This is a genomic window from Amycolatopsis nivea (assembly GCF_004522235.1).
In the GTDB taxonomy this organism is placed as follows: domain Bacteria; phylum Actinomycetota; class Actinomycetes; order Mycobacteriales; family Pseudonocardiaceae; genus Amycolatopsis; species Amycolatopsis nivea.
The window spans coordinates 86,540-111,492 of the sequence record NZ_SDLT01000036.1 but is presented as its reverse complement, the minus strand read 5'-3'; the positions used below and the strand labels follow the sequence as shown (position 1 = coordinate 111,492).

Genomic DNA, 24,953 nt, shown 5'->3' with positions numbered 1-24,953 from the left:
GCGGCGCGGCGCGCGGTCCGCGGCCGACGCGGCGGCGTCGCGCTCGGCGCGCGCCTTCAGGCCGCCGACCAGCTCGCCCTTGTAGATCCACACCTTCACGCCGATGCGGCCGAACGTCGTCTTGGCCTCGAAGAAGCCGTAGTCGATGTCAGCGCGCAGCGTGTGCAGCGGGACCCGGCCGTCGCGGTAGTGCTCGGAACGGGACATCTCGGCGCCGCCGAGACGACCGCCGCACTGCACGCGGATGCCCTTGACCTGCGGCGAGCGCATGGAGGTCTGGATCGCCTTGCGCATCGCGCGGCGGAACGCCACGCGGTTGCTCAGCTGCTCCGCGACACCCTGCGCGACCAGCTGCGCGTCGGCCTCGGGGTTCTTCACCTCGAGGATGTTCAGCTGGACCTGCTTCTTGGTCAGCTTCTCCAGCGCGCCGCGGATCCGGTCGGCCTCCGCGCCGCGGCGGCCGATGACGATGCCCGGCCGGGCGGTGTGGATGTCGACGCGGACGCGGTCACGGGTGCGCTCGATCTCGACCTTGGAGATGCCGGCGCGCTCCATGCCGGTGGAGAGCAGCTTGCGGATCTTGACGTCCTCGGCCACGTACTCCGCGTACTGCTTGTCGGCGTACCAGCGCGACTTCCAGTCAGTGGTGATACCCAGGCGGAAGCCGTGCGGGTTGATCTTCTGGCCCACTACCGGCCACCTGCCTTCTTGTTGCTCTTCTTCTCCGCAGGCCGCGACTCGACCACCACGGTGATGTGGCTGGTGCGCTTGCGGATCCGGTACGCACGGCCCTGGGCACGCGGACGGATGCGCTTGAGGGTCGGGCCCTCGTCGGCGGTCGCGGACTTGATCCAGAGCGTCTCCGGGTCCAGCTGGAGGTTGTTCTCGGCGTTGGCCGCCGCGCTGGCGATGACCTTCGCGAGCGGCGTGCTGGCCGCCTGCGGCGCGAACCGGAGCACGGCCAAGGCCTCGCTGACGCTACGACCCTTGACGAGCTCGATCACCCGGCGCACCTTCATCGGGGCGTCCCGGACGAAACGAGCCCGCGCGACGGCCGTAGGCAGCTCTTCGGCTGCGGCCGTGGCGTTTGACTGGGCGTTCATCTGCTTCCCTTAACTTTCTCTGGCCCGCTCAGCGGCGGCGCGACTTGCGGTCGTCCTTGATGTGGCCCTTGAAGGTCCGCGTCGGGGCGAACTCGCCCAGCTTGTGACCCACCATCGCCTCGGTGACGAACACCGGGACGTGCTTGCGGCCGTCGTGCACCGCGATCGTGTGACCCAGGAAGTCCGGGATGATCGTGGAGCGCCGCGACCAAGTCTTGATCACGGTCTTCTTGCCCGATTCGTTGAGAGCGTCCACCTTCTTGAGCAGGTGGTCGTCCACGAACGGGCCCTTCTTAAGGCTGCGTGGCATGTGCTTCTACCTCCCTGCTCAGCGCTTCTTGCCGGTGCGCCGGCGGCGGACGATCAATTTGTCGGACGGCTTGCTCTTGCGAGTGCGGCCTTCGGGCTTGCCGTTCGGGTTCACCGGGTGGCGACCACCGGACGTCTTGCCCTCACCACCGCCGTGCGGGTGGTCGACCGGGTTCATCACGACACCGCGGACAGTCGGGCGCTTGCCGCGCCAGCGGTTGCGGCCCGCCTTGCCCCAGTTGATGTTCGAGTGCTCCGAGTTGCCGACCTCGCCGACGGTCGCGCGGTTGCGCACGTCCACGTTGCGGATCTCGCCCGAGGGGAGACGCAGCTGGGCGTAGGGACCGTCCTTGGCGACGAGCTGCACGCGGGCGCCGGCGGACCGGGCCATCTTCGCGCCGCCGCCGGGGCGGAGCTCGATCGCGTGGATCACGGTGCCGACCGGGATGTTGCGCAGCGGCAGGTTGTTGCCCGGCTTGATGTCGGCGCGGGGGCCGTTCTCGACCGTGTCGCCCTGCTTCAGCTTCTCCGGCGCGATGATGTAGCGCTTCTCGCCGTCGGCGTAGTGCAGCAGCGCGATGCGCGCGGTGCGGTTGGGGTCGTACTCGATGTGCGCGACCTTGGCCGGCACGCCGTCCTTGTCGTGACGACGGAAGTCGATCACGCGGTAGGCGCGCTTGTGGCCACCGCCCTTGTGCCGGGTGGTGATCTTGCCCGAAGCGTTCCGGCCGCCGGTCTTGCTCAGCGGACGCAGCAGCGACTTCTCCGGCGTGGACCGGGTGATCTCGGCGAAGTCCGAGACGCTCGAACCGCGACGACCCGGGGTCGTCGGCTTGTACTTGCGGATGCCCATTGTCAGCTCAGTCCTTTACGCGGTGGGTCCGCCGAAGATCTCGATCGCCTTGCTCTCAGGCGAAAGAGTCACGATGGCGCGCTTGGTGTCCTTGCGCTTGCCGAAGCCGGTACGAGTCCGCTTCCGCTTGCCCTGGCGGTTGGCCGTGTTGACACTGACGACCTTCACGCCGAACACCTTCTCGACCGCGATCTTGATCTGGGTCTTGTTGGCGTCCGGACGGACGATGAACGTGTACTTGTGGTCCTCGAGCAGCCCGTAGGACTTCTCGGAGATCACCGGCGCGAGCAGGATGTCGCGGGGGTCCGGGATGGCGACCGAGCTCACTTCTCGTCACTCCCTTCCGAAACCTCGCTCGAACGCGCGAGGGCCTTGACGACCTTCCCGCGGACGGGACCTGCCACGAACGCGTCGTAGGCGGCCTTGGTGAACACGACGTCGTCGTTGACCAGGACGTCGTAGGTGTTGAGCTGGTCAGCCCAGATCAGGTGCACGTACGGCAGGTTCCGCGCGGACACCCAGGCGAGCTCCTCGTCGCGGTGCAGGACCACGAGAACGCGCTTGGCCTGGGTCGCGGCGGCGATCGCCGACTTCGCGGTCTTGGTCGACGGCTTCTCGCCGGTGACCAGTTCCGTCACGACGTGCAGCTGGCCGGCGCGGGCCCGGTCGGAGAGGGCGCCACGCAGAGCGGCGGCCTTCATCTTCTTCGGGGTGCGCTGGGTGTAGTCGCGCGGCGTGGGGCCGTGCACGACGCCACCGCCGGCGAACTGCGGCGCACGGGTCGAACCCTGGCGGGCGCGCCCGGTGCCCTTCTGCCGGTACGGCTTCTTGCCGCCACCGGAGACCTCACCGCGGGTCTTCGTGTCGTGCGTGCCCTGGCGCGCGGCGGCCAGCTGGCCCACCACGACCTGGTGCATCAGCGCGACGTTGGCCTGCACGTCGAAGATCTCCCCGGGGAGCTCGACGGTGCCGTCGGCTTTACCGGCCGGAGTCTTCAGCTCGACGCTCGTCATCGTCAGTTTCCACCCTTCGCGGCGCTGCGCACGAACAGCAGGCCGCCCTTGGGACCGGGCACCGCGCCCTTGATCAGCAGCAGGCCGTCCTCGGCGCGCACGGCGTGCACGGTCAGGCCCTGCGTGGTGACCCGGTCGCTACCCATCCGGCCCGCCATGCGCAGGCCCTTGAACACGCGGCCCGGCGTGGCGCAGCCGCCGATCGAACCCGGCTTGCGGTGCACGGCCTGCGCACCGTGGCTCGCGCCCTGGCCCTTGAAGCCGTGGCGCTTCATGACACCGGCGTAGCCCTTGCCCTTGCTGGTACCGGTCACGTCGACCGAAGTGCCAGCCTCGAACACCTCAGCGGTGATCTCCTGGCCGACCTCGTAGGTCTCGGCGTCGGTGGTGCGCAGCTCGGCGAGGTGCCGGCGCGGCGTCACGCCAGCCTTGTCGAAGTGGCCGGTGCGCGGCTTGTTCACCTTGCGCGGGTCGACCGCGCCGAACGCCAGCTGCACGGCCGCGTAGCCGTCTTTGTCGGTGGTCCGGACCTGGGTCACCACGTTCGGACCGGCCTTGACGACAGTGACCGGGACGACCCGGTTCTGCTCGTCGAAGACCTGGGTCATGCCGAGCTTGGTGCCCAGGATGCCCTTCATTTGCCTGTCAGACATGAGTTCTTATCTCCGCCGCTCGCCCAACGCTTACTGGATGTTGACGTCGACGCTCGCCGGGAGGTCGATGCGCATGAGCGCGTCGACCGTCTTCGGCGTCGGGTCGAGGATGTCGATCAGACGCTTGTGCGTGCGCATCTCGAAGTGCTCGCGCGAGTCCTTGTACTTGTGCGGCGAGCGGATGACGCAGTAAACGTTCTTCTCGGTAGGCAGCGGCACCGGCCCGACAACACGGGCGCCGGTGCGCGTGACCGTTTCCACGATCTTGCGCGCCGAGGTGTCGATCGCCTCGTGGTCGTAGGCCTTGAGCCGGATGCGGATCTTCTGTCCCGCCATGGTGGCTGCGTTCCTTGTCGTCTCGTGCCGCTTTGTCTCGTCAACCTGGGCCGGAGCCCGGGTTTCAGCAGTTCAACGGCCCTGTCCCCGGTCCACGCGGTCGGGCGTGTCGCGCCCGCCGCACAGACGGATCCCTAAGGATCGTCGTCTTGCCTGGTCTTCCTCTACGTGAGGAGGCCGCGGGCCGACACGGGGTCGTCCCTACTGGCCTTGCCCGCTAGCCTCACCCGAAGGACGAGCTCCACGGACCGTGGCCGCTCATACCAGGGCGGCCGGAACCCAGTCGATTGAAAACCGATCAGGATTCGGCCGCCCCAGGACGAGCAACCTGAATAGTGTCGCACACGTGAGTTGACGCCCTGAACTCGGGGGTGTATTGACCCGAATTCAGGGCGCCGACGTCACTTGTTGATCTTGGTAACCTGGCCCGCGCCGACGGTCCGGCCACCCTCGCGGATGGCGAAGCGCAGACCCTCGTCCATGGCGACCGGCTGGATCAGCACGACGCTGATGTCCGTGTTGTCGCCCGGCATGACCATCTCGGTGCCCTCGGGGAGGGTCACGACGCCGGTCACGTCCGTGGTGCGGAAGTAGAACTGCGGGCGGTAGTTGTTGAAGAACGGGGTGTGCCGTCCGCCCTCGTCCTTGGACAGGATGTAGACCCGGCCCTCGAACTCGGTGTGCGGGGTGGTGGTGCCCGGCTTCACGACGACCTGGCCGCGCTCGACGTCCTCGCGCTTGATGCCGCGCAGCAGGAGGCCGACGTTGTCGCCCGCCTGGCCAGAGTCGAGCAGCTTGCGGAACATCTCGACACCGGTGACGGTGGTCTTGGTCGACTTCTCGCGGATACCCACGATCTCGACCTCTTCGTTGACGTTGACCTGGCCGCGCTCCACGCGACCGGTCACGACGGTGCCGCGGCCGGTGATCGTGAAGACGTCCTCGATCGGCATCAGGAAGGGCTTCTCGAGCTCGCGCACCGGGTCCGGCACGTTGTCGTCGACGGCGTGCATCAGCTCGAGCACGGCGTCGGCCCACTTCTGGTCGCCCTCGAGGGCCTTGAGGCCGGAGACGCGCACGACCGGCGCGTCGTCGCCCGGGAACTCCTGCGAGGACAGCAGCTCGCGGACCTCCAGCTCGACGAGCTCGAGGATCTCCTCGTCGTCGACCATGTCGGCCTTGTTCAGCGCCACGACGATGTAGGGCACGCCGACCTGGCGGGCCAGCAGCACGTGCTCGCGGGTCTGCGGCATCGGGCCGTCGGTGGCCGCGACCACCAGGATCGCGCCGTCCATCTGCGCGGCACCGGTGATCATGTTCTTGATGTAGTCAGCGTGACCGGGGGCGTCCACGTGCGCGTAGTGACGCTTCTCGGTCTGGTACTCGACGTGCGAGATGTTGATCGTGATACCGCGCTGCTTCTCTTCCGGCGCGTTGTCGATCTGGTCGAACGCACGGGCTTCGTTCAGCTCCGGGTACGCGTCGTGCAGAACCTTGGTGATCGCCGCGGTCAGCGTGGTCTTGCCGTGGTCGACGTGACCGATGGTGCCGATGTTGACGTGCGGCTTGCTCCGCTCGAACTTCGCCTTCGCCACTGGAATGTCCTCCTGGACTGGATTTGCTTTGTGCTCGCGGGGCAGCGTGGCTGCCGCCCCGCGAATGTTCCTTCGTCGTTGCTGCGGACGTTCAGGAGAGTCCCTTAATGCCCGCGAGCGGAGGGGATTACTCCCCCGTCGCCTTCGCGATGATTTCCTTCGCGACGTTCGCGGGAACCTCGGCGTAGGAGTCGAACACCATGGAGTAGTTCGCCCGGCCCTGGGTACGGGACCGCAGGTCGCCGACGTAGCCGAACATCTCCGACAGCGGGACCAGTGCCTTCACGACACGGGTACCGGCGCGCTCCTCCATGGCCTGGATCTGGCCACGGCGGGAGTTGAGGTCGCCGATCACGTCACCCATGTAGTCCTCGGGAGTCGTGACCTCGACGGCCATCATCGGCTCGAGGATGACCGGGCCTGCCTTCTTCGCGGCTTCCTTCATCGCCATGGAACCGGCGATCTTGAACGCCATTTCGGAAGAGTCGACCTCGTGGTACGCGCCATCCAACAAGGTGAACTTCAACCCGACGAGCGGGTAGCCGGCCAGCACGCCGTACTGCATCGCGTCCTGTGCGCCCGCGTCGACCGACGGGATGTACTCCCGCGGCACGCGGCCACCGGTCACCTTGTTGTCGAACTCGTAGAGAGCACCGTCGGTGCGCTCGAGCGGCTCCAGCTTCACGATGACCTTCGCGAACTGGCCGGAACCACCGGTCTGCTTCTTGTGGACGTAGTCGAGCTTGTCCACGGTCTTCTTGATGGTCTCGCGGTAGGCGACCTGCGGCTTGCCGATGTTCGCCTCGACCTTGTAGTCGGACTTCATCCGGTTGACCAGCACCTCGAGGTGCAGCTCGCCCATGCCCGCGATGATCGTCTGACCGGTGTCCTCGTCCAGGTTGACCTGGAACGTGGGGTCTTCCTCGGCGAGCTTCTGGATCGCCAGGGAGAGCTTCTCCTGGTCGGCCTTGGTCTTCGGCTCGATGGCCACCTTGATGACCGGGTCCGGGAAGGTCATGGACTCGAGCACGACCGGGTTCTGCGCGTCGGCAAGGGTGTCACCGGTGGTGGTGTCCTTCAGGCCGATGACCGCGTAGATGTGGCCGGCCAGAGCCTCGTCGACCGGGTTCTCCTTGTTGGAGTGCATCTGGAAGATCTTCCCGATGCGCTCCTTGCGCTCCTTGGTCGCGTTGACGACCTGGGCGCCGGAGGCGACCTTGCCCGAGTAGACCCGGATGTAGGTCAGCTTGCCGAAGAACGGGTGCGCGGCGATCTTGAACGCGAGCGCGGAGAACGGCTCCTCGGTCGTCGCGTGCCGGGTGACCGGGGTCTCGCCGTCGGGCAGCAGACCCTCGACCGGCGGCACGTCCAGCGGCGACGGCAGGTAGTCGATGACCGCGTCCAGCATCGGCTGCACGCCCTTGTTCTTGAACGCGGAGCCGGCGAGCACCGGGAACGCCTCGCGGGTGACGACCAGCTTGCGGATGCCACCCTTGATCTCGTCCTGGGTCAGCTCTTCGCCCTCGAGGAACTTCTCCATCAGCGCGTCGTCGGTCTCGGCGACGGCCTCGATCAGCTTCTCGCGGTACTCGGCCGCGCGGTCGGCCAGCTCGGCCGGGATGTCCTCGACGGAGTAGTCGTCGCCCTTCTGCACCTCGCCGCGCCAGACCAGGGCCTTCATCCGGACCAGGTCGATGACGCCCTCGAACTCGTTCTCCGCGCCGATCGGCAGCTGGATGGCCAGCGGCCGGACGCCGAGACGGTCCGAGATGGTCTGCAGGGTGTAGTAGTAGTCCGCACCCAGCTTGTCCATCTTGTTGACGAAGCAGATGCGCGGGACGTCGTACTTGTCCGCCTGCCGCCAGACCTGCTCGGACTGCGGCTCGACGCCTTCCTTGCCGTCGAAGACGGCGACCGCGCCGTCGAGCACCCGCAGGTTGCGCTCCACCTCGACGGTGAAGTCGACGTGCCCGGGGGTGTCGATCAGGTTGATCTGGTAGTCGTTCCAGAAGGTGGTGGTGGCAGCCGAGGTGATGGTGATGCCTCGCTTCTGCTCCTCCTCCATCCAGTCCATCGTGGCGGCGCCGTCGTGGACTTCGCCGAGCTTGTAGTTGATCCCGGTGTAGAACAGGATCCGCTCGGTGGTGGTGGTCTTACCGGCGTCGATGTGCGCCATGATGCCGATGTTGCGGACCTTGTTGAGGTCGGTCAGCACTTCACGTGCCACGAGAATGTTCCCCTGTCTCGAACGTGGGGCCCGGCATGGCTTCTATCGGCAGCCGGGCGGTCATCACCAGCGGTAGTGCGCGAAGGCCTTGTTGGACTCGGCCATCTTGTGCGTGTCTTCGCGACGCTTGACGCTGGCGCCAAGGCCGTTGCTCGCGTCCAGCAGCTCGTTCTGCAGCCGCTCGATCATCGTCTTCTCGCGGCGGGCCTGCGAGAAGGAGACCAGCCAGCGCAGCGCCAGCGTGGTGGAGCGGCCGGGCTTGACCTCGATCGGCACCTGGTAGGTGGCGCCACCGACGCGGCGGCTCTTCACCTCGATGGTGGGCTTCACGTTGTCGAGCGCGCGCTTCAGCGTGACGACCGGGTCGGTGCCGGTCTTCTCGCGAGCGCCTTCGAGAGCGCCGTAGACAATGCGCTCGGCCAGGGACCGCTTGCCGTCCTTCAGCACCTTGTTCACCAGCTGGGTGACCAGCGGGGAGGCGTAGACGGGGTCGGAGATCAGCGGCCGCTTCGGCGCCGGACCCTTGCGAGGCATTAGCTCTTCTCCTTCTTCGCGCCGTACCGGCTGCGCGCCTGCTTACGGTTCTTCACACCCTGGGTGTCGAGCGAACCGCGGATGATCTTGTAGCGAACACCCGGCAGGTCCTTGACCCGGCCACCGCGCACGAGCACCATCGAGTGCTCCTGCAGGTTGTGGCCTTCGCCCGGGATGTACGCGGTGACCTCGATACCGCTGGTCAGCTTCACACGAGCAACCTTGCGCAGGGCCGAGTTCGGCTTCTTGGGAGTCGTGGTGTACACGCGGGTGCACACGCCACGACGCTGCGGGCTCCCCTTGAGGGCCGCGGTCTTCTGCTTGGCAGCCTTGTCCTGGCGGCCCTTGCGGACCAGCTGCTGGATCGTGGGCAATGGACCAGCTTCCTGTCGTGATCTTGCTTCTTCGTGTCTTCACCGGTCCCCGCGGTCGGGCGTGTCGGCCCGCGTCACGGTCTCTCGACCGGTAACTTCCCGGAGGGATTTTCCGTCGGAACCCCACGTGGCGAGGCCGGTGAACCGGGTGCAAAAGCACCCCGCTCATGCCCAACGGCACGCGGAGCGGCCCGACGCCTGCCGGGCACGGTCTCCAAAGATACCCGTCCACTCGCGGAGCGGTCCGGGCGGGGGGTCGCTACGGTCGCCGACCGGTCATCGTAACCCCAGATCGGGGCCTTGGGACGGTGCCGCGCGGGACTTCCCGAGATGCAGAACGCGAGGCTCGGCGACGCTATTCCCGGACGGGTTCCCGCGGTCAGAGCGCACTTCGGTTCGCATGCCGGGACGGGGCGGCCAATGAATGGACGCGCGCCGGGCATCGCTCGCCGACGGCCGCGCCGAGAACTCGCAGCGGCGTTAAGAACGCGAGAGAAATTCTTCAGCGGCAAGAAGAAGAGCCGCCGGGTGTTCCACAATGGACCTCGCCCGGGGTGACAAGCACCTCACCGGAGGCGGCGCTCGCCTCAGGGCTGGGCGGAGCCGCGAAACCCGGCCCGGCGGTGTGCACCCGCCGGGCCGGGGTCAAACCTCGTCGGACCGGGCCGCGGGTCAGTCCTCGCCTGGACCGAGCCGCGGGTTAGTCCTCGTCCGGGCCGAGCCGAGGGTCCGTCCTCGCCTGGCCGGGTCAATCCTCGTCCAGGCCGAGCCGGAGATCAGTCCCCGTCCGGCCAGCCGGAGATCAGTCCTCGTCCGGCTTCGCGTGGTCGGGCTTGCCCGGGTTCGGGTCGCGCGACAGATCGATCAGCGGGTGCACTCCAGCCCCCTCCGGCGCGGCATGGCTGCCGCCGGTCTTCTTGTCCCCCGGCTGGTCGACGTTCTCGCTGCCGTCCATGTCGCCTCCTCGTTCGGTTCCCCTGCCGGACTGCACGGTACCTGCCGGGGAAATCGGTGGACGGACTCCCCAAGATGAGGGACGTGGACTGGAAGATCAGCGAAATCCCGGCCGAACACCCCGACGCGACGGCGATCCTGCGCGAGTACATGGACGAGGTGGCGTCGCGGTATTACGGCCGTCCGGCCACGCCCGCCGAGGTGGACGAGGCGCTGGCCGACGAGCCCGCCGACGGCCTCGTCGCGCCGACCGGGGCGTTCCTGATGGCCTATCGGGACGGGAAACCGGCCGGTTGCATCGGGGTCCGCGTGGTCGAGCCGGGGCTGAGCGCGTTGACGAAGGTGTACGTGCGCCCGGAGCACCGCGGGCACGGCGGCGGGAAGCTGATCGTCACGGCGGCCGAAGCGGCGGCGAAGCGGCTGGGCTCGGTGCGGATGCGGCTCGACACCCGGGACGACCTGGTCGAAGCACGCGCGCTGTACGCGTCGATGGGCTACGCGGAGGTCGAGGCGTTCAACGACGACAAGTACGCCGAGCACTGGTTCTCGAAAGACCTCAGCTGAGCCGTCCCGCGCAGCTGGCGACCTCGCCGTCGGCGGCTTTCGCGGACCGCGCCAGCACGCCGTTCACCGAGATCCGGCATTCGACCGGGCCGCTCGACTGGCCCATCAGCTGCACGGTCGGCGCGACGGCGGACTTCGGCCAGGTCAGGGTCTTGCGCCAGGGCAGCGGCACGGACAGCTCCTGGTGCACCAGGCCGAGGCCGTTGTCGTCGTAAACGACGGTGGCGGTGCCGGAGCCGGCGAGTTCGTAGGTGATCTGCCAGCTGGACGGAGCGGGCGCGGCCGGCGCGATGGACGTCGTCGGGGCCAAGGTGCGCGTGACGGTGCGGTCCGGGGCGCGCTGCGGCACGGCGGCGGTCGGCGTCGAGACGGCGGCCGGGGCGGGCGCGGTGTCGTCGCCGAGGATCACTACTGCCGCGGCGACGGCGGCCACCGCGATCCCGGCGATCGCGAGCCGGCCGATCAGCTGTCTGTCCATGGTCCTTCTTTCCGGGGTCCGCCGGCGGTTCCCGGGGACGAGGGGAACCACCGGCGGGGTCGGGTCAGCCGGGCAGGATCCGGCCGGGGACGCCGTTCAGCGACTGGATCAGGCCCAGCACGGGCACGCCGAGCGGCGCGAACGTCCAGATGTTGTTCAGGTTCGACGTGTCCGGCTCGTCGACCACGACGACACCGGGCTGGTCCTGCGTGGCGGCCAGCGCGGGAGCGGCGGCGCCGAGCACCGCGGCTCCGGCGAGCGCGGTGGCGGCTACGGCGCGGACGACTGTCTTCTTCATGGCTTTCTCCTTCAGTGCTCAGGAAACGGCGGTGACGAGGTTGAACACCGGCGCGAGGAGCTGCGCCGGGGCTTGGGTGGTGGGGCCGAGGAGGCTGCCCGCGTCGAGGCCCGGGACGACCCAGATCGACGGGCTGCCGCCGGTCGGTGCGCCCGGGAGGCTCGGGGTGGGCAGCCCGCCGGTCGGAAGGGAGGGCAGGCCACCAGTCGGCGGGGAAGGCAGGCCCGCGGGGAGACCGGGAACGGAGGATCCCGGCACGGCTGCCTGACCAGCGGCGACCGCGGGCTGGGCGGGAGCGGACGCGTCCGGGGTGGCGGCGCTGGCCGCTCCCCCGCCGAATCCGGCGAACGCCCCGGCCGCGGCGAGCGGCAGCAGGATCCGGGCGACAGTGCGTTTCATCAGGGGTTTCCTTTCTTCGGGGTACTTCGGGGAACTGCGGGTCAGCGGAGCGCGCCGCTGATCGGGACGATGGTTCCGTCGGGGATCCACTGCCCGGCGTAGTCGCGCGCGGCCTGCATGCCGGGCGCGTGCGGTTCGTTCGGGTACATCGGCATCGCGTTGACCTGCGCGGCCGCGAACAGCTGCACCTCGCCGTTCACCGCTGTCCACTGTGGACCGAGCCAGGTCCGGAAACCGCCCAGTGACGGGCTTTCTCCGCCGAAGCTGTTGCCGACCGCCACCGCGTAGCTCACCGCGAGCTGGTCGCGCGGGTCGAAGCGCAGCGGCATGGCCGCGCTGGCCACGGTGTTGACGATGGGTCCGTTGAGCAGCCACGGCGCGAGATAGAGGCCGAACTGGTGCGTCGGTTTGAGCCGCTGCGACTCGGCGGCGCGGCTCATCGCGAGGTACCCGTCGCTCCAGCCGGAGACGACCACCAGCGCGGTGTCCGCCGCCGCGTCCGGGCGCACCGGCAGCCCGACGCGAACGGCGGTTTCACGGACGAGCTGGGCGGCTTGCACCCCGCGCGGCGACTTGTCCTCGACCAGCGTGATCGCCGACGGTTTCCGCGAGGCAAGGAATTCGACCAGCTTCACCAGCGAACCGCGGTCCTCCGGCGACAACGCGTCCGCCGGGCAGCTGGTGAGCACGTCGCGTTTCTCCGCCACCAGACCGCCGAGTGCGGCTTCCGCGCATTCCGGCGCGTCGGCGTCCGACACCGCCGGGCCCGCCTCGGTGCCCGCGTCGACGTCGACCGTGGTGGTCGCTTCGCCCTTGTGCACGACGAGACTGCTGCGTCCGGGCGGAAGGTCGACCTCGGCCCAGCTGCCTTCCGCGCCGGCGCGCGCCGCCGCAGTGGTCACGGTCCCGCCCTCGACGCCGGCGGACAGGTCCGTGCCCGCGCTCGCCGGGAAGTGCACGAGGTTGCGTCCGGGCCGTTGCGGACTGACCAGCACCGGCACGCTCGCGCCGCCGACGGTCGCGTCCGCCAGCAGCGGTACTCCGGGCACCGGCAACGGCGCTGGCTGCGGCACCGCGGCGAGCGCACTCCACGCGACGAAACCGAGCGCGACCCCGGCGACGCCGTAGCGGTAACCGCGAATGGAAGCGTTGCGGGACAACAAGATTGCCGACACGACGGTGACCGCGGCGGGCAGCAGGACCACCACGATCAGCGAGACGCCGAAGAGTGTTTCGTACAGCCGTCGGTCGAAGGCGACGCCGGAGACGCCGAGCTGCACGATGCCCGCGAGGGTCAGCAGTCCGGCGAGGCTGACCGACAGCGGCCCGACGCGCAACGGCGTCGACCGCCACTCCTCCACCGGCACCCAAGCGGACAGCAGCGTCACGCCGAACCACAGTGCAGCCGCGGCGACGTACACAGTGTCGATGGCGAAGGAGATACCCGTGCCGTCGACGGAGGTCTCCAACACCACGAGCACGACCAGCGCGAGCGAAGCCCAACGGCCCGCCGAGGGCCACCGAAGCAACACCGGCACCGCCAGCGCGAGCACGATGTGCACGATCAGCGCGACGAGGTTGACGTCGACCGTCGCCGCCGACACCGCGGCCAGCACCGCCGAGCCCACCCCCAGCGCGCCGGTGGTGAGCCACAGCTTGCGCGGCAGCGGGCCGACGAGCGGACGCAGAATCCCGGTACCGGCGAGGAATGCCGTCGCCAGCAGCAGTATCAGCCGCAGCACCAGCGCGGCACTGTCCACCCCGGACGATCCGGTGGCGGCCGGAGTGACGTGGTGATCCATGGAGACCTTCTTCGGGGAGAGTCCCGGCGCGCGGACGGGCGCCCGCGCGCCGGGAACGAGTTACTTCACGTTCTGGTCGGCGACCACGAACAGCTCGGAGTGCGGCTTGGCGTTGCCGAAGTCCCCGTGCGGCCACGACTTCCGGTTGAAGTTGATGCCGACCTGGCCGGTGAACTCGTCGCGGAAGTTCGCGTCGACCGCGACCTTCCCGTCCGGCGACAGGTTCAGCAGGTTGACCTTGTGGTCACCGTCCAAACCGGACCGGGCGACGAAGTAGTTCGACACCGCGATGTGCTGCGGCTGCTGGGTTTCGTGGTAGAAACCGTCCTGGCCGAGCGCGAAGTTGTCGTACGCGCCCCAGTGCGGGCCCGCCCCGGGCACGCCCGGGTTGATCGGCGCGGAGCCGACGACGGTCGGCAGGTCTCCCCCGCCGCCCTGCTGCGCCTTCTCCACGGTGTCGACGCGGCCCTTGATGTCCTCGACCTTGTCGCCCGCCGCGACCAGCTTCTGGATGTCGAGCACGTACACGCCGCCGGTGGTGCCAGGGTCGTCCGGGCCGAGCGCGCCCTTCTGCCTGCCCTGCACCGCGTGGTACAGGAACCGGTCGTCCGGGCTGGTCTGCAGCCAGCCGCCGTTGGAGCTGGCCCCGTTGGAGTCGTTCTGCGAGTAGATCGGCTTGCCCGCGGTGCCGTCGTCGAACACCTCGATCCAGTGCGGGTCCTTCGCGGTGATGTCCGGCGTGTAGAAGATCGCGCCGCCCTGCATCGTCTCGGCGAACGCACCCTTGTGGCCGGGCAGGTTCGTCACCGTGGTCTCCATGACCGCGCGGCTTTCCGAGTGCAGCGGGTCCGCCGGATTCGCCCGCGGGCCGTCTTGCAGGTAGGACACCGCTTTCAGCTTCGGGTGGTTGCGGTCGGAGATGTCCCAGGTGCGGATCGTCGGACGGCGCAGATACGGCGACGGCTGCTTCACCGGGTCGAGAATGATGTTGCGCGGTTCGGCGTAGTCACTGGTGACGAGGGTGTTGAGGTCCTCGCGCGCCTGCACGCCGTGCGGGTTCGCGCAGGACGGTTTGCCCAGCTGCGGCAGGTTGTCGCACAGCTTCGCGTTGTCGCCCTGCGGGGTCGCCGCCGGATTCTGCGACAGCACCTGCGCGTTCTGGTCGAAGTGCACAACCTCCCCCGGACTGCCGGCGAAACCGTTGCCGATCTGCGTGGAACCGTCCTGGTACGCGTACGGACCGGGCACGACCGGCCCGCCCATATACGTGCCGTACGCGGTGCCGTCCTTCAGCACCCAGTACGCGTCCGGCACGGAACCGCCGAGCGTCTGCGTCGGCAGGCTGATGCCCTTGAGCTTCAACTGCGGCAACGCACTGACGTCGAACGCGTACGTCGCTGCGGCGAACAACGCACCGGCATAGATCGTGTCGCCCTTGTGCCACACGTATTGCATGTGGTGCGGCTCGTTCTCGACAAGCGGCCCGACGGTCGCGGTGTTCACCACCTTGCCGTACGTCGGCGAACCCTGCGTCGCGTCGATCACCGCGAGGAAATCGGGACCGGGCAAGGCATTCTTGACCTTGCCGAGACCGCCGCCGAGCGATCCCGGCAGGTTTTTGACGTCCTTCACCGCGGTGTCGGCGATGTTCTCGTCGCCCGCCCAGACCAGCAGCCACTTCTTCGGCGTGCCGTCCGCGGAACGCGCTTGCGCGGCAAGGTCTTTGCTCACCAGGTGGTTCTGCACCCAGTACTGCTTGCCGTCGGACGCGGTTTTGGCGTCGGTGACCACTTGGACGTCGGCGTAGGCGCTGGTGCTGGACCCGGTGTAGGTCACCGCACCGATCGCGAGCGCGACCGCGCCGGCGACGGTCAGCGCTTTCCGCCATCGGGGCGGGGCGCCCGAGGAGGAGCTGAATCGCATTGTGTCTCCCTGTTCGTGTTCCCGTGAAGCGCCCGCGAAGGCACTTCTTTCCCCGTTCTCCGGGCAGCCCGAAACCCACCCGGAACGGGAAAAGCGGTTATCCCCTCGGGCCACAGAAACCCGTTGCGGGGCAAGAGAAATCAACCAGCCGAACGCGGCCGGAAGAAAAGGTCAGGAATTCCTACACAGCGCGCTGGCCTGCTGACGCAGATCAACGTGCAGGCGCCACACGAGGGCAACCGGAATGGACATGCGCGAAATACTCTGGCGAACCGCACGCACTGTCAATGCGGTGATCAATCGTGGGAACGTCGACCGAAGGGGTGAATATCCCACGAACTGGGCCGACTTGCCCGGCCCGCACCCCGACACCCGGCTGGAGCGGCGGCGCTGACCTGCGATGCTCCGTTCGGCCCAAAGTATGTTCGGCGCTTCGGCGTCCGAGGTGGGGTTGTTCGCCCGATATGTTCGTTACCTTTTCGTGATCGAATCCCGGGAACTCACCCGCTTGCCTGCGGTGAATCACCCACCCTGGATTCCCTGACCCTGCGGCGCGAACCTGACAGAAGCGGCATAATCCGCACATCACGTGAGGGATCAGGGGAAGGGGTGACTGTCGGTGTCGGCAGAGATGGACCGGCTCGTCGCGGAGTTCGACAAGTTCCAGGACAAGCTCAAGCAAGCCGAAGCGCAGTTCGCGAAAGTCGGCGACATGCAGGAGGAGCTCACCGCACTCGAGGCCGAAGTGACGTCGCCGGACCGGGCGGTCACCGTTGTCGCGGGTCCGAGCGGATCGATCAAAGACCTCCGGCTCACCCCGGACGCGCTCCGGCAGCAACCGGACCAGCTGGCGACCTCGATCCTGGCGACCCTGCACAAGGCGGTCGCCGAATCCGCCCGCAAGCAGGCGGGCATCGTCGACGAGCACGTGGGCACGGCCTTCGGGCTGAACGTCTCCGACCAGGTCCTCGAGGCACAGGCCGCTGGTTTGGGAACCACCGTCGAAGAACTGGAGTCCAACCTGCCGGAGGAGCAGCCGCAGCAGGCCGCACCGGTCAGGGACGACGAGGACTTCGCGAACAACGACCTGCTTCGCGACGACCGCCGGACGCCCCAGGCGCCTCCGCCGGCGCCGCCCTCGGCATCGGCGGGCGACCAGTTCCTCAAGAACTTGTTCAACGACGAGGAGGACCACCGATGAGTCCGACGAACGGCGGTCACAAGGTCGACACCGCAGCCCTGACCAAGTACTCCACGGGGCTCGACCGGTACAAAGGCGAGGCCGGGAAGTTCGGCGACCTCATCAACCACGCCGACGTGACGGACAAGTCCTGGGGACTGATCGGGCTGGCGGTCAAGCAGACCTACACCGGCAAACTCGACGACCTCAAAGAGCTGCTCGAACTTCTCAAGAGCGGCGTCGAATCCTTCCAAGGCAAGGTCAGCAAGGCCGCCGAGATCTACGACGGCCACGAACAAGACACTGTCATGACGTTCGGCAAATTCGAGACGAAGATCGACGGGCCGCGCTGAGCAGGGGGAAACCATGGGACAGGACAGCATCGCCGACGGGGTGAAGCTCCACGACGACCACCGCGGCGAAAACGGGTTTCAGCACGGCCTGCACGTGGCCAAGGAGGCGACGACGCACACGCCCGTCGTCGGCAAAGGCGTCAGCACCATCTCCAACGCCTACGACAAGTTCTCCAAAGCAGACAGTGTCGGTGACGTCGCCGCTGCGAGTGGCCAGTTGCTGCAGGACGGAGCGGGTTTCGTCGCCGGGGCAACGATGGACATGGCGAGCTTCGCGCTCGACCCGGTGGGCTGGCTGGTCAGCAACGGCCTGAACATGCTGCTGGATCTGATCCAGCCGCTCAACGACGCGCTGCACTTCGTGACCGGCGACGGGCCCGCGCTGGAGAAGGCGGCAGGGGACTTCGTGTCGATCGGCACGGGTTTCGTCAAGCTGGCCGACGATTTCGTCAAGACCGGAGACGAGGCTCTCAAGGACTGGGAAGGCGAAGGCGGCGAGGCAGCCAAGAAGGCTCTGGCCGAGTTCGCCCAGGGCATCAACGGCATCGGCTCGGCCGCGGGGTCGGTGTCCGACACCCTGAAGATGTGGTCGATGGTCATGACCGTCATCGAGGAGGTCGTCAAGGCGATCATCTCGGAACTGGTCAGCTGGCTCATCTACATCTGGCTGCCCGCGCTGGCGGCGTCGATCGTGAGCTTCGGCTCATCGGTCGCGGGTGCGATGGCCGCGTCCGTCGCGAAGGCGGCGAGCGCGCTCGGCAAGATCACCAAACACCTCGGCAAGCTCGGCAAGCTGCTCGACAAATTCATGGGCTTCCTCATGAAGTGGAGCGACGACCTGGTCAAGCAGGGCTCGAAGCTCACCAAGGCAGGCAAGATCGGCATGACCCCCGGCCAGGAGAAGGCGATCACCGGAGCCTTCGCCAAGGGCCTGAACGCTCAGGGCGCCGCATACAGCCAAGCGGCGAAGGACGTTTTCACCAGCGTTCCGCGCAAAGTTTTCGACGAGACAGTCAAGGCGACCACCGGCATCGCCCCTGGCGACTTGTCGAAGGGCTCGGCCTACACCACCAAGTCCGCGTACAAGGCGACCGACAAGGCGATCACGAACCTGAAGCAGGATCATCCCGGCAACGGCCAGAGCGTCGAAGAAACGAAGGACGACCTCGACATCTGACCAGCGGGGCTGAAATCGCCGGCGCTGCCTCGCCCGCGACGGCGATCCGGTTCGACGCGCACTACCCTCGCCCTGCCGGAGCACAAACCTCTTCACCCGGGTGCCGAAGAGCAGCCCACAGGAGCCGCGAAAATGGCAGCACTGCTCGAACCCTGGTACATCGTCGGCGGCTACGTCCTGACCCTGCTCCTGCTGATGCTCGCCAGCCGGTTCGAGAACCGCAGCGTGGTCAAGACCGCCGTATGCGAAGCGCTCAGCATCGCCGCCCTGTTCGGGACCACGCTGTACTGGCTGACCGCGGGGACCGAGAGCAGCGGTCCCGCCATCGGCTGGGTGTGCATCCCGATCGCGATGGCCGGGTTCGCGGCCTGGAGAGTTCTCCGGCAGCGATTCTGGATCCGGCGGCTGGGTGCGGTCGAGGAACCGACCTTCGGCGTGCTTCCCCGGCGAGGCCGCACGGTCGCGATCACCGAGCCCGATCGTCCGCGGACCCGGCGCACTGCCGAGTTCGACCACCAGGGGCACCAGCTGCTTGGCGTCGAGTACTCGTCCGGCGCGCCGGACGGCGTGCTCGATTCGGTCGCCAACCAGGTCGACGGGATCTACACCCTCGTCGAAATGCGGGTCCCCGCCGGGCCGACGCTGGTGATCAGCCCGCGGACCAAGGCCTTCGAGCCGGAACACTTCACCCCGCTCGAAGACGCCAAGATCACCCGCAACCAGGCCGGTTCGCCCAAGCCCGGCGAGGAGCTGGCAGCGTTCGAACTGGATCCGGATTTCGACCGGCGGTTCTCCGTGACCACCAGCGACCCGGAGTTCGCGCGACAGGTGCTCACCGGCGAGGTCCGCGAGATGATCATGACCGATCTGTGGTTCCGGGTGCACGAGGTCGTGTTCGACCGCGATTCGATGTGGACCGCGGAAGCGGGCGGGCTGACCGAAGAGCGGATGCTCGGCAACGGGCGGCGGCTCGCCATGCTCGCCGCGGTGCTGTCGCCCAGCTTGTGGAACAGCGCCGAAGCAGCGGAATTTCGCCGGGTGACCGCGCGCGCCGAAACGAGCTACGACGCGTGGTACGGCAAACGGGCCGGGCTCGTCCGGACCAAGCTGAACCGCCGCCGGGAAGCGCTGGACAGGCAGCCGGTCACCTCCACCTCGCTGGCGATGCGCTCGCTGATCGCGGCGGTCATGATCGTCAGCGCCGTCCTCGCGATGAGCAATTCGCTTCTCGTCATGAACGGACAGGGCACCGAGGTGGACTTGAAGGTGACCTGGATCGACCGCGGTGCCGCGCCGGTCTGCCGGGGAAGTTCCGGGAAGTGCACCGGGGGCTCCGCCGCTCGGGTCCGCGGCGCCTACGTGCTCGACGGCTCCACCCATACCTCGACCACGCGCTGGTCCGAAGAAATGCCGGAAGTGGGCGACGTCGTCAAGGTTCAGCTCGGACCGTTGTGGTGGAGCCCGATCTTCGAGAGCGGCAGGGCCGCGCAGGGAGTCATTTTCACCTGCCTGTTCCCGTTGCTGTTCGGTTTGCTGATCGTCAAGGTGACCTACTGGCCGAGGGCGTCGCGCCGAGTCCGGAAGACGCGTGAAGCCCTGGCCGCGGCCTGACCTGGCAGCGTGTGATGGACGAGCTGGTTGTCCCCGGCTATTTCTTCGGCGGCTGCGCGCTGGCCTTCCTGCTGCTGTGGACCGCCGCCTGGGCCGAGCGTCGCAGCGCGGTCCTGGCGGCGGTTTTCCATGTGCTCAGCGGAATCACCGTCTCCCTCGCCACGCTGTACTGGTTCTCCGCCAGCTTGACCGTGCCGCCGCTGGCTTGGTACGGCGTGCCGCTGGTCGTCGCCGCCCTGCTTGCCTGGCGGGGCTGGCGCTCGCAGCACTGGGCCAAGCGCGTCGATTCAAGCGGCGAGCCCAGCTTCGGTTTCCTTCCCCGGCAAGGGCTTGCCGTCCCGCGCGACCATCCCGATCCCTGGCCGAGCCGGGCCACGGTCGAGTTCACCCATCACGGGCACCGGCTGCTCGGCATCGAGTACTCGACCGAATCTCCCTACCGGGACGAGAACTTCCGCCGGAAGTCGAAGCTGGCCGAGGCGCTGGGTTCGATCTGCTCGGTCGTGGAGCTGCGCGTCCCGAACGTGCCCGCGCTGACCATCTCGCCGAAGATCAAAGCCTTCGCCCCAGGGCACTTCACTCCGCTCGAAGACATGCGGATCACCCGCAACCAGTTCAGCTGGCTGCGGCCCGACACCACCCTGCACGAATTCGAGACCGACCCCGAATTCGACCGCCGGTTCTCCGTCTACACCTCGGATCCGGAGTTCGCCCGGGAGATGCTGACCGGCGAGGTCCGCGAGCTGCTCCTGAACGACCGGTTCTTCCGCGTGCACCAGGTCGCCTTCCGCGAGGACGCGATCTGGACCACCGACACCGGCGGGCTGACCGAAGACCGGATGTTCGACAACTCCCGCAAGCTCGCGATGCTCGCCGCCGCTGTCCCCTCAGCGATCTGGGAGAAGTGGGCGAACGACCGGCAATTCCGTTCAGTCGCGACCAGCGCCGACACCGCGTACGACGCATGGATCGGCAAACGCGGCGGGTTTGTCCGCACACCGCTGAACCACCGACGGGACGCCCGGGACCGGCAGCCGGTCACTTCGGTTTCGCTGACCGCGCGGACTCTCATCGCGCTCGCCATGATCATCATCGGCGCGGCGCCGGCGGGCAACTCGATCGCCGTGCTGACGAGGCTGGCTCCCCAGGTGCAAGTGACAGTTACCCGGGTCAGCGAGGGCGGCACCCGCCACTGCGTGACCACCAGCGGCGGCATGTCGTGCACCGCCGACCGGGCCGAGATCGACGGAACTTACGAGCAGGACGGCAGCACCCGCGAAATCACCGCCGACTGGAACAAGAGCGAGCTCCCCGCGCCGGGCACCGTCGTCGAGGTCGCGGTGGGTCCGTTCTGGGGACATCCGGGGTATCAGGTCGGCTCGGCGTTCTCGGCCGTCGATCTTCTCGGCTCGCTGATCTGGCTCGTGCCTGGTCTCCTGCTGCTCAAGCGCACCTACTTGCCCAGCGTCCCTCGCCGGGTGAAGAAGCGGCGCGAAACCCTCGCCAAGGTCTGAGACCTCAGAGCCGGTGCCCGCAATCCGCGCAGAACACCGCGCCCGCCTTGGACTCCTTGCCGCACTCTCCACAGTGGACAGTCGGGGCCAGCGAGCTTCCGCATCCGGTGCAGAACTTCCCGCCGTCCACCTTCAGGCCGCAGTCCGGGCACGTGAGCTTCGCGCGGGTGCCCAGGTCCAGACCCTTGGTCCAGTTCTTCTCGCGCGCCTTGTCCCAGATCTGGTCCCGCTGCGCCGCCGCCTGCGCGCGCGAGACCTCCTCCGCCACGCTGGGCGAACAGCGCAGGCACTGGCCGATTTCCTCGTTCCAGCACTGATCCGCGCACATCCAGTCGCTGCAGCCGCGGCACTGGCGGAAGCGCGGGGTGATCTCCTCGACGGCCGCGGTCAGCGCGCGGTCCTTCGCTGACGAGTTCGTCGCCCGGTCGTACTTCCACTGGTCCGCGGAGCTGCTCAACTGCTGCAGCGTCCCGCCGAAGAACGAGCCCACCGCGCGCAACATGCTGCGCCCGGTCTCCATCGCGTCCCGCTGGAACGCCGACCGGTACCCGTTTCCGCAGCGCTCGCAACGGAATTCGAACTGGTACCCCTGCGCGTTGGAGAGATCCGAGAAGTTGTCCGTGAACGGCACGACATCAGCCACGCGCGCGAAGTTATGCCAGCCGGATCCGGGCCGCGACCGTACAAGTACCGTCTCCGGACCCGCTACGCAGCGCGACCGGGACCAGAGAGCGCGCGACGGGGCTTTTTTGGCGGTTTCGCCGTGTTTAGTCGGATACCGACCGTAAGATGCCGGATTGGGCCATGACGGTATGGCAACAGAACACCAGGGGAGACGGCATGTCCGACGAGTTCGACCGGCTGGTCGCTGAATTCGACCGGTTCCAATCGAGGCTGCAGCGGGTGGACGACCAGTTCGCCGGCATCGCCCAGATGCAGGAGGAACTGGGCGCGCTCGAAGCGACCGCGACGTCGCCCGACCAGTCGGTCACCGTCGTCTCCGGCCCGGGCGGGTCGATCAAGGACATCCGGATCACCGATGCCGCGCTGCGTCACGGCGGGACGGAATTGTCCGGGATGGTGATGGCGACCCTGCAGCAGGCGGTCGCCGAGTCCGCGCGGCAGCAGGCCGTGCTGGTGGACCAGCACACGGGCAACTCGATGCAGCTCACCGAGCAGGTGCTGGAAACCCAGGCCGAACTGCTGGGCACCGACGTCGAGGAATTGCGTGCCGCGATGGAGCGGGGCGCGCCCGCGCCGCAGCGGAGCGTCGAGGAAGAACAGCACGAGGACTATTCCGAGCGCGAACTGCTGGCCGACCCCGCGGAGAAGACCCCTCCCCCGCCGCCACCGCCGTCCTCGGCCGGGTCCGCCGGGGACGACTTCCTGAAGAACCTGTTCGACGACGAGGACCACCGCTGATGGCCGGCTACCAGGTGCAGACGGCGAAGCTCTACGACTACTCCCGCCAGCTGGCGGGCAACAAGACCGCGGTCGCCGGGGTCAAGGGCAAGGTGGCGCAAGCCGACGTCGGCGACGAGTCCTGGGGCGTCATCGGCATCCTCGTCAAGCACATGTACACGGACATGGTCAACGACCTGAAAGACCTGCTGACCTCGATGGAAACCGGCCTGCAGTCCGCGTCCGACAAGATCAACCGCGCAGGCCAGTTCTACGACCAGACCGAAGAGGACCACTGCCGCAGCTGGAAAGACGTCATGGGCAAGATCGACAACCTCGGCAGCGGACGGAAGTAGGGGGCGGGATGTCTGATCCGTTGGGCAAGATCGAGATCAAGCCGGAGGACGGCACCGGCAAGAAGATCGTCAACGCGCTGCCGGTGGTGGGCGGCGCGGTGAAGATCTACGACGCGGGCACCAGCGACGCGATCAAGGCAGGCGACACCGCGACCGGGCTGAGCGGGGTGGTTTCCGAGACGACCAACTTCGTCCAGTCGTGCGCGGAAACCGCGATGAGCATCAGCTCCGATCCGATCGGCTGGCTGGTCGGCCAGGGACTGAACTTCCTGCTGGCCGTCTGCGACCCGCTCCAGGACGCGATCCACTTCGTCAGCGGCGACGGCCCGGCACTGTCCAAAGCGGCCGAGAACTTCACGGCGATCGGGCGCGGGCTGGAGCAGTTCGCGCACCAGTTCAGCGAGCAGGCGAAGAGCTCGCTCTCCCAGTGGGAAGGCGGCGCGGCCGAAACCGCGGCGGAGAAGCTGGCCAAGTTCTCGACTGGGATCACCGGCACCGCCGACCAGGCCGGCGACATCGCGACGATGCTGCAGGTGTGCAGCATGGCGATGACCGTCATCGAGGACTTCATCAAGGCGCTGCTGACCGAGCTGATCACCTGGCTGATCATGATCTGGATCCCGGCACTGGCCGCCGCGGTCCCGTCGTTCGGAGCATCCACCGCGGCGGCGGGCACGGCGACCGGGGTGCGCGCGGCGTCTACCGCGGGCAAGGCGACCAAGCAGGTCAGCAAGCTGCAGAAGCTGCTGGACATGATCAAGGACTTGATCGCCCGGTTCCAGACGTTCTTCAAAGCGGCCAAGGACGAGGTGGCCAAGATGGCCGAGGCAGGCGGCAAGACCACCGCCAAGCGGGCCAAGGACGGTTTCGGGAAAACCGTCGGCGGGAAGCTGCTGGACGAGGCACGGTCGCAGGTCGGGCTCCGAAGCCACGACAAGAACGAAACCGACCTGCCGGTCAAGCCAGGGAAACCGTTGGGACACCTGGAGAACGCGCGCAAGGCCGTCGAGTACGCGGCGACCGGGGACGGAACTTCGGAAGACGAGACCAAAAAAGATCTGGAGTTCTGAACCGTGGATCTCGCCCTCGCAGAGCACGACGCTTGGTACTGGCTCAGGCCGATTCTCGGACTCCTGGTCATGGTCGTGCTCCCGAGTTATCTCGGCTTCCGCTGGCATCTGAAGAAGAAACGGGCGAGACAAGCCCGGGAGGCCGCATTGCACGCGGTGCCCGAGGAACTGGGCGGATCCATGGTCGCCGATCTGAAATACGGGCGGCCCCGGTCCGCGCAGCGCCGGAAGCCTCTTGGCGAGCTGTACCGGCCGAAGACCATCTCGGAGGGCATGACCTTCCCCAGCAGTCCTCCGACCGTCGAGTTCGCGGCTGATCTGCCGCGGCGGGACCGGCAGTTCCGGGTCAGCGCGTACTGGTGCTCGCTCCGGGTCGGGGCCAACAGCTCCAGAAGGATCTACGAGTACACCATCGAAACCAAGGTCGGGCCGACGCCGAGCATGAAGATCGCCAAGGCGTACCCGACCGAACCGGTGCGGATGTTCGGGCGGACCATGGCGTATCTCAACTACCAGCAAAGGCTGTTCGAAGCGGAGGCGCGAACGTCGCCCTCGGCCGCCCGCTGGGAGCAATTCACGCCGGCCGAGAACGAGTTCACCGGATACGCCAGCGATCAGGACCTCTCGGCCCAGGTCATCGCCCCGGAGACCATGGACTGGCTGCGCGGCAACCATGAACTGCTTCCGGACCTCATCGGCCTCGAGCACGGGTGGTGCTACGCGGTGTACCGGGACGAGATCGACCCGGCGACCCTGGTCGCCAGAATCGACCTGATCGCCGACTTCCTCGACCGGATCAACGTGCCCGCCGCGGTCTGACCCCGCATACAGCGAAACGCCCCCGGCCGAAGCCGGGGGCGTTTCGTTCACGCGGAG

Annotated in this window: 29 protein-coding genes; 10 read left to right on the top strand and 19 right to left on the bottom strand. The window is 67.7% G+C overall.

The features are described from left to right. The 13 genes from rpsC to EIZ44_RS33510 all read right to left on the bottom strand — a co-directional run. The coding region (rpsC, locus tag EIZ44_RS33570; protein WP_134733125.1) for a 30S ribosomal protein S3 at positions 1-690 on the bottom strand (690 nt) is incomplete at its 3' end. Further along, on the bottom strand, positions 690-1,103 hold the full coding sequence (rplV, locus tag EIZ44_RS33565; protein ID WP_037816265.1) for a 50S ribosomal protein L22: 414 nt from the start codon (positions 1,101-1,103) through the stop codon (positions 690-692). The genes rplV and rpsC, both read right to left, overlap by 1 nt. 28 nt (positions 1,104-1,131) lie before the next feature. Continuing rightward, a complete protein-coding gene (rpsS, locus tag EIZ44_RS33560; RefSeq protein WP_003102083.1) occupies positions 1,132-1,413 on the bottom strand; it encodes a 30S ribosomal protein S19 in 282 nt (93 codons plus the stop codon). An 18-nt stretch (positions 1,414-1,431) separates the two neighbouring features. After that, positions 1,432-2,265, bottom strand: a complete 834-nt coding sequence (gene rplB, locus EIZ44_RS33555) for a 50S ribosomal protein L2 (RefSeq protein ID WP_037816266.1) — start codon at positions 2,263-2,265, stop codon at positions 1,432-1,434. 15 nt (positions 2,266-2,280) lie between these two features. Next, the gene (gene rplW, locus EIZ44_RS33550) at positions 2,281-2,592 is read right to left on the bottom strand and encodes a 50S ribosomal protein L23 (protein WP_009072304.1); all 312 of its coding nucleotides are present in this window, start codon (positions 2,590-2,592) and stop codon (positions 2,281-2,283) included. After that, on the bottom strand, positions 2,589-3,278 hold the full coding sequence (gene rplD / locus EIZ44_RS33545; RefSeq protein ID WP_037816268.1) for a 50S ribosomal protein L4: 690 nt from the start codon (positions 3,276-3,278) through the stop codon (positions 2,589-2,591). Before rplD ends, rplW begins: the two co-directional genes overlap by 4 nt. Before the next feature lie 2 nt (positions 3,279-3,280). Next, complete coding sequence (gene rplC, locus EIZ44_RS33540; RefSeq protein WP_037816269.1) at positions 3,281-3,931, bottom strand: 50S ribosomal protein L3; 651 nt, start codon at positions 3,929-3,931, stop codon at positions 3,281-3,283. Positions 3,932-3,961: 30 nt separating this feature from the next. Continuing rightward, positions 3,962-4,267: a 30S ribosomal protein S10 gene (gene rpsJ / locus EIZ44_RS33535; protein WP_003102098.1), complete on the bottom strand. Its 306-nt coding sequence runs from the start codon at positions 4,265-4,267 to the stop codon at positions 3,962-3,964. Positions 4,268-4,668: 401 nt separating this feature from the next. Continuing rightward, a complete protein-coding gene (gene tuf, locus EIZ44_RS33530; protein WP_037816270.1) occupies positions 4,669-5,862 on the bottom strand; it encodes an elongation factor Tu in 1,194 nt (397 codons plus the stop codon). A gap of 127 nt (positions 5,863-5,989) precedes the next feature. After that, positions 5,990-8,089, bottom strand: a complete 2,100-nt coding sequence (gene fusA, locus EIZ44_RS33525; RefSeq protein WP_037816271.1) for an elongation factor G — start codon at positions 8,087-8,089, stop codon at positions 5,990-5,992. A 63-nt stretch (positions 8,090-8,152) separates the two neighbouring features. After that, complete coding sequence (gene rpsG / locus EIZ44_RS33520) at positions 8,153-8,623, bottom strand: 30S ribosomal protein S7 (protein ID WP_007031033.1); 471 nt, start codon at positions 8,621-8,623, stop codon at positions 8,153-8,155. Next, positions 8,623-8,997 carry a 30S ribosomal protein S12 gene (gene rpsL, locus EIZ44_RS33515; protein WP_003102113.1) on the bottom strand — a complete coding sequence of 125 codons (375 nt, stop codon included), beginning with the start codon at positions 8,995-8,997 and terminating at the stop codon, positions 8,623-8,625. The genes rpsG and rpsL overlap by 1 nt, the downstream gene beginning before the upstream one ends. Positions 8,998-9,799: 802 nt before the next feature. Beyond that, positions 9,800-9,952 carry a hypothetical protein gene (locus EIZ44_RS33510; RefSeq protein WP_101436018.1) on the bottom strand — a complete coding sequence of 51 codons (153 nt, stop codon included), beginning with the start codon at positions 9,950-9,952 and terminating at the stop codon, positions 9,800-9,802. A gap of 74 nt (positions 9,953-10,026) precedes the next feature. Between EIZ44_RS33510 and EIZ44_RS33505 the strand changes: the two genes are divergently transcribed. Continuing rightward, complete coding sequence (locus EIZ44_RS33505; RefSeq protein ID WP_134733123.1) at positions 10,027-10,515, top strand: GNAT family N-acetyltransferase; 489 nt, start codon at positions 10,027-10,029, stop codon at positions 10,513-10,515. On the opposite strand, the gene EIZ44_RS33500 is transcribed toward EIZ44_RS33505, so the two are convergent. From EIZ44_RS33500 to EIZ44_RS33480, 5 genes are all read right to left on the bottom strand, one after another. Next, a complete protein-coding gene (locus EIZ44_RS33500) occupies positions 10,508-10,993 on the bottom strand; it encodes an MmpS family transport accessory protein (RefSeq protein ID WP_134733121.1) in 486 nt (161 codons plus the stop codon). The genes EIZ44_RS33505 and EIZ44_RS33500 overlap by 8 nt on opposite strands. 64 nt (positions 10,994-11,057) lie before the next feature. Next, positions 11,058-11,291, bottom strand: coding sequence for a hypothetical protein (locus EIZ44_RS33495; RefSeq protein ID WP_134733119.1), 234 nt, complete (start codon positions 11,289-11,291; stop codon positions 11,058-11,060). A gap of 18 nt (positions 11,292-11,309) precedes the next feature. Then, a complete protein-coding gene (locus EIZ44_RS33490; RefSeq protein WP_134733117.1) occupies positions 11,310-11,690 on the bottom strand; it encodes a hypothetical protein in 381 nt (126 codons plus the stop codon). Positions 11,691-11,731: 41 nt separating this feature from the next. Further along, positions 11,732-13,492 carry a hypothetical protein gene (locus tag EIZ44_RS33485; protein WP_134733115.1) on the bottom strand — a complete coding sequence of 587 codons (1,761 nt, stop codon included), beginning with the start codon at positions 13,490-13,492 and terminating at the stop codon, positions 11,732-11,734. 60 nt (positions 13,493-13,552) lie between these two features. Next, the gene (locus EIZ44_RS33480) at positions 13,553-15,415 is read right to left on the bottom strand and encodes a selenium-binding family protein (RefSeq protein WP_238608644.1); all 1,863 of its coding nucleotides are present in this window, start codon (positions 15,413-15,415) and stop codon (positions 13,553-13,555) included. Positions 15,416-16,034: 619 nt separating this feature from the next. Between EIZ44_RS33480 and EIZ44_RS33470 the strand changes: the two genes are divergently transcribed. From EIZ44_RS33470 to EIZ44_RS33450, 5 genes are all read left to right on the top strand, one after another. Then, positions 16,035-16,616 carry a YbaB/EbfC family nucleoid-associated protein gene (locus EIZ44_RS33470; RefSeq protein WP_134733113.1) on the top strand — a complete coding sequence of 194 codons (582 nt, stop codon included), beginning with the start codon at positions 16,035-16,037 and terminating at the stop codon, positions 16,614-16,616. Further along, positions 16,613-16,948 carry a hypothetical protein gene (locus EIZ44_RS33465; protein WP_043827665.1) on the top strand — a complete coding sequence of 112 codons (336 nt, stop codon included), beginning with the start codon at positions 16,613-16,615 and terminating at the stop codon, positions 16,946-16,948. Before EIZ44_RS33470 ends, EIZ44_RS33465 begins: the two co-directional genes overlap by 4 nt. Before the next feature lie 13 nt (positions 16,949-16,961). Continuing rightward, positions 16,962-18,125, top strand: coding sequence for a hypothetical protein (locus EIZ44_RS33460; protein ID WP_134733112.1), 1,164 nt, complete (start codon positions 16,962-16,964; stop codon positions 18,123-18,125). A gap of 132 nt (positions 18,126-18,257) precedes the next feature. Further along, complete coding sequence (locus tag EIZ44_RS33455; RefSeq protein WP_134733111.1) at positions 18,258-19,736, top strand: hypothetical protein; 1,479 nt, start codon at positions 18,258-18,260, stop codon at positions 19,734-19,736. Between the two features lie 14 nt (positions 19,737-19,750). After that, the gene (locus tag EIZ44_RS33450; RefSeq protein WP_134733110.1) at positions 19,751-21,250 is read left to right on the top strand and encodes a hypothetical protein; all 1,500 of its coding nucleotides are present in this window, start codon (positions 19,751-19,753) and stop codon (positions 21,248-21,250) included. Positions 21,251-21,254: 4 nt separating this feature from the next. Here the strand turns inward: EIZ44_RS33450 and EIZ44_RS33445 are convergent, their stop codons facing one another. Next, a complete protein-coding gene (locus tag EIZ44_RS33445; RefSeq protein ID WP_240691485.1) occupies positions 21,255-21,893 on the bottom strand; it encodes a double zinc ribbon domain-containing protein in 639 nt (212 codons plus the stop codon). Between the two features lie 197 nt (positions 21,894-22,090). Here EIZ44_RS33445 and EIZ44_RS33440 point away from each other — a divergent pair, with 197 nt between their 5' ends. The 4 genes from EIZ44_RS33440 to EIZ44_RS33425 are packed head-to-tail and all read left to right on the top strand — an operon-like array spanning position 22,091 to position 24,896. Next, a complete protein-coding gene (locus tag EIZ44_RS33440) occupies positions 22,091-22,672 on the top strand; it encodes a YbaB/EbfC family nucleoid-associated protein (protein ID WP_037816282.1) in 582 nt (193 codons plus the stop codon). Beyond that, positions 22,672-23,007 (top strand): hypothetical protein, encoded by a 336-nt coding sequence (locus EIZ44_RS33435; RefSeq protein WP_134663737.1) that lies wholly within the window; start codon positions 22,672-22,674, stop codon positions 23,005-23,007. The genes EIZ44_RS33440 and EIZ44_RS33435 overlap by 1 nt, the downstream gene beginning before the upstream one ends. An 8-nt stretch (positions 23,008-23,015) precedes the next feature. Beyond that, a complete protein-coding gene (locus EIZ44_RS33430; protein WP_037816284.1) occupies positions 23,016-24,077 on the top strand; it encodes a hypothetical protein in 1,062 nt (353 codons plus the stop codon). Positions 24,078-24,080: 3 nt separating this feature from the next. Continuing rightward, on the top strand, positions 24,081-24,896 hold the full coding sequence (locus tag EIZ44_RS33425) for a hypothetical protein (protein ID WP_134733108.1): 816 nt from the start codon (positions 24,081-24,083) through the stop codon (positions 24,894-24,896). Positions 24,897-24,953 lie beyond the last annotated feature (57 nt).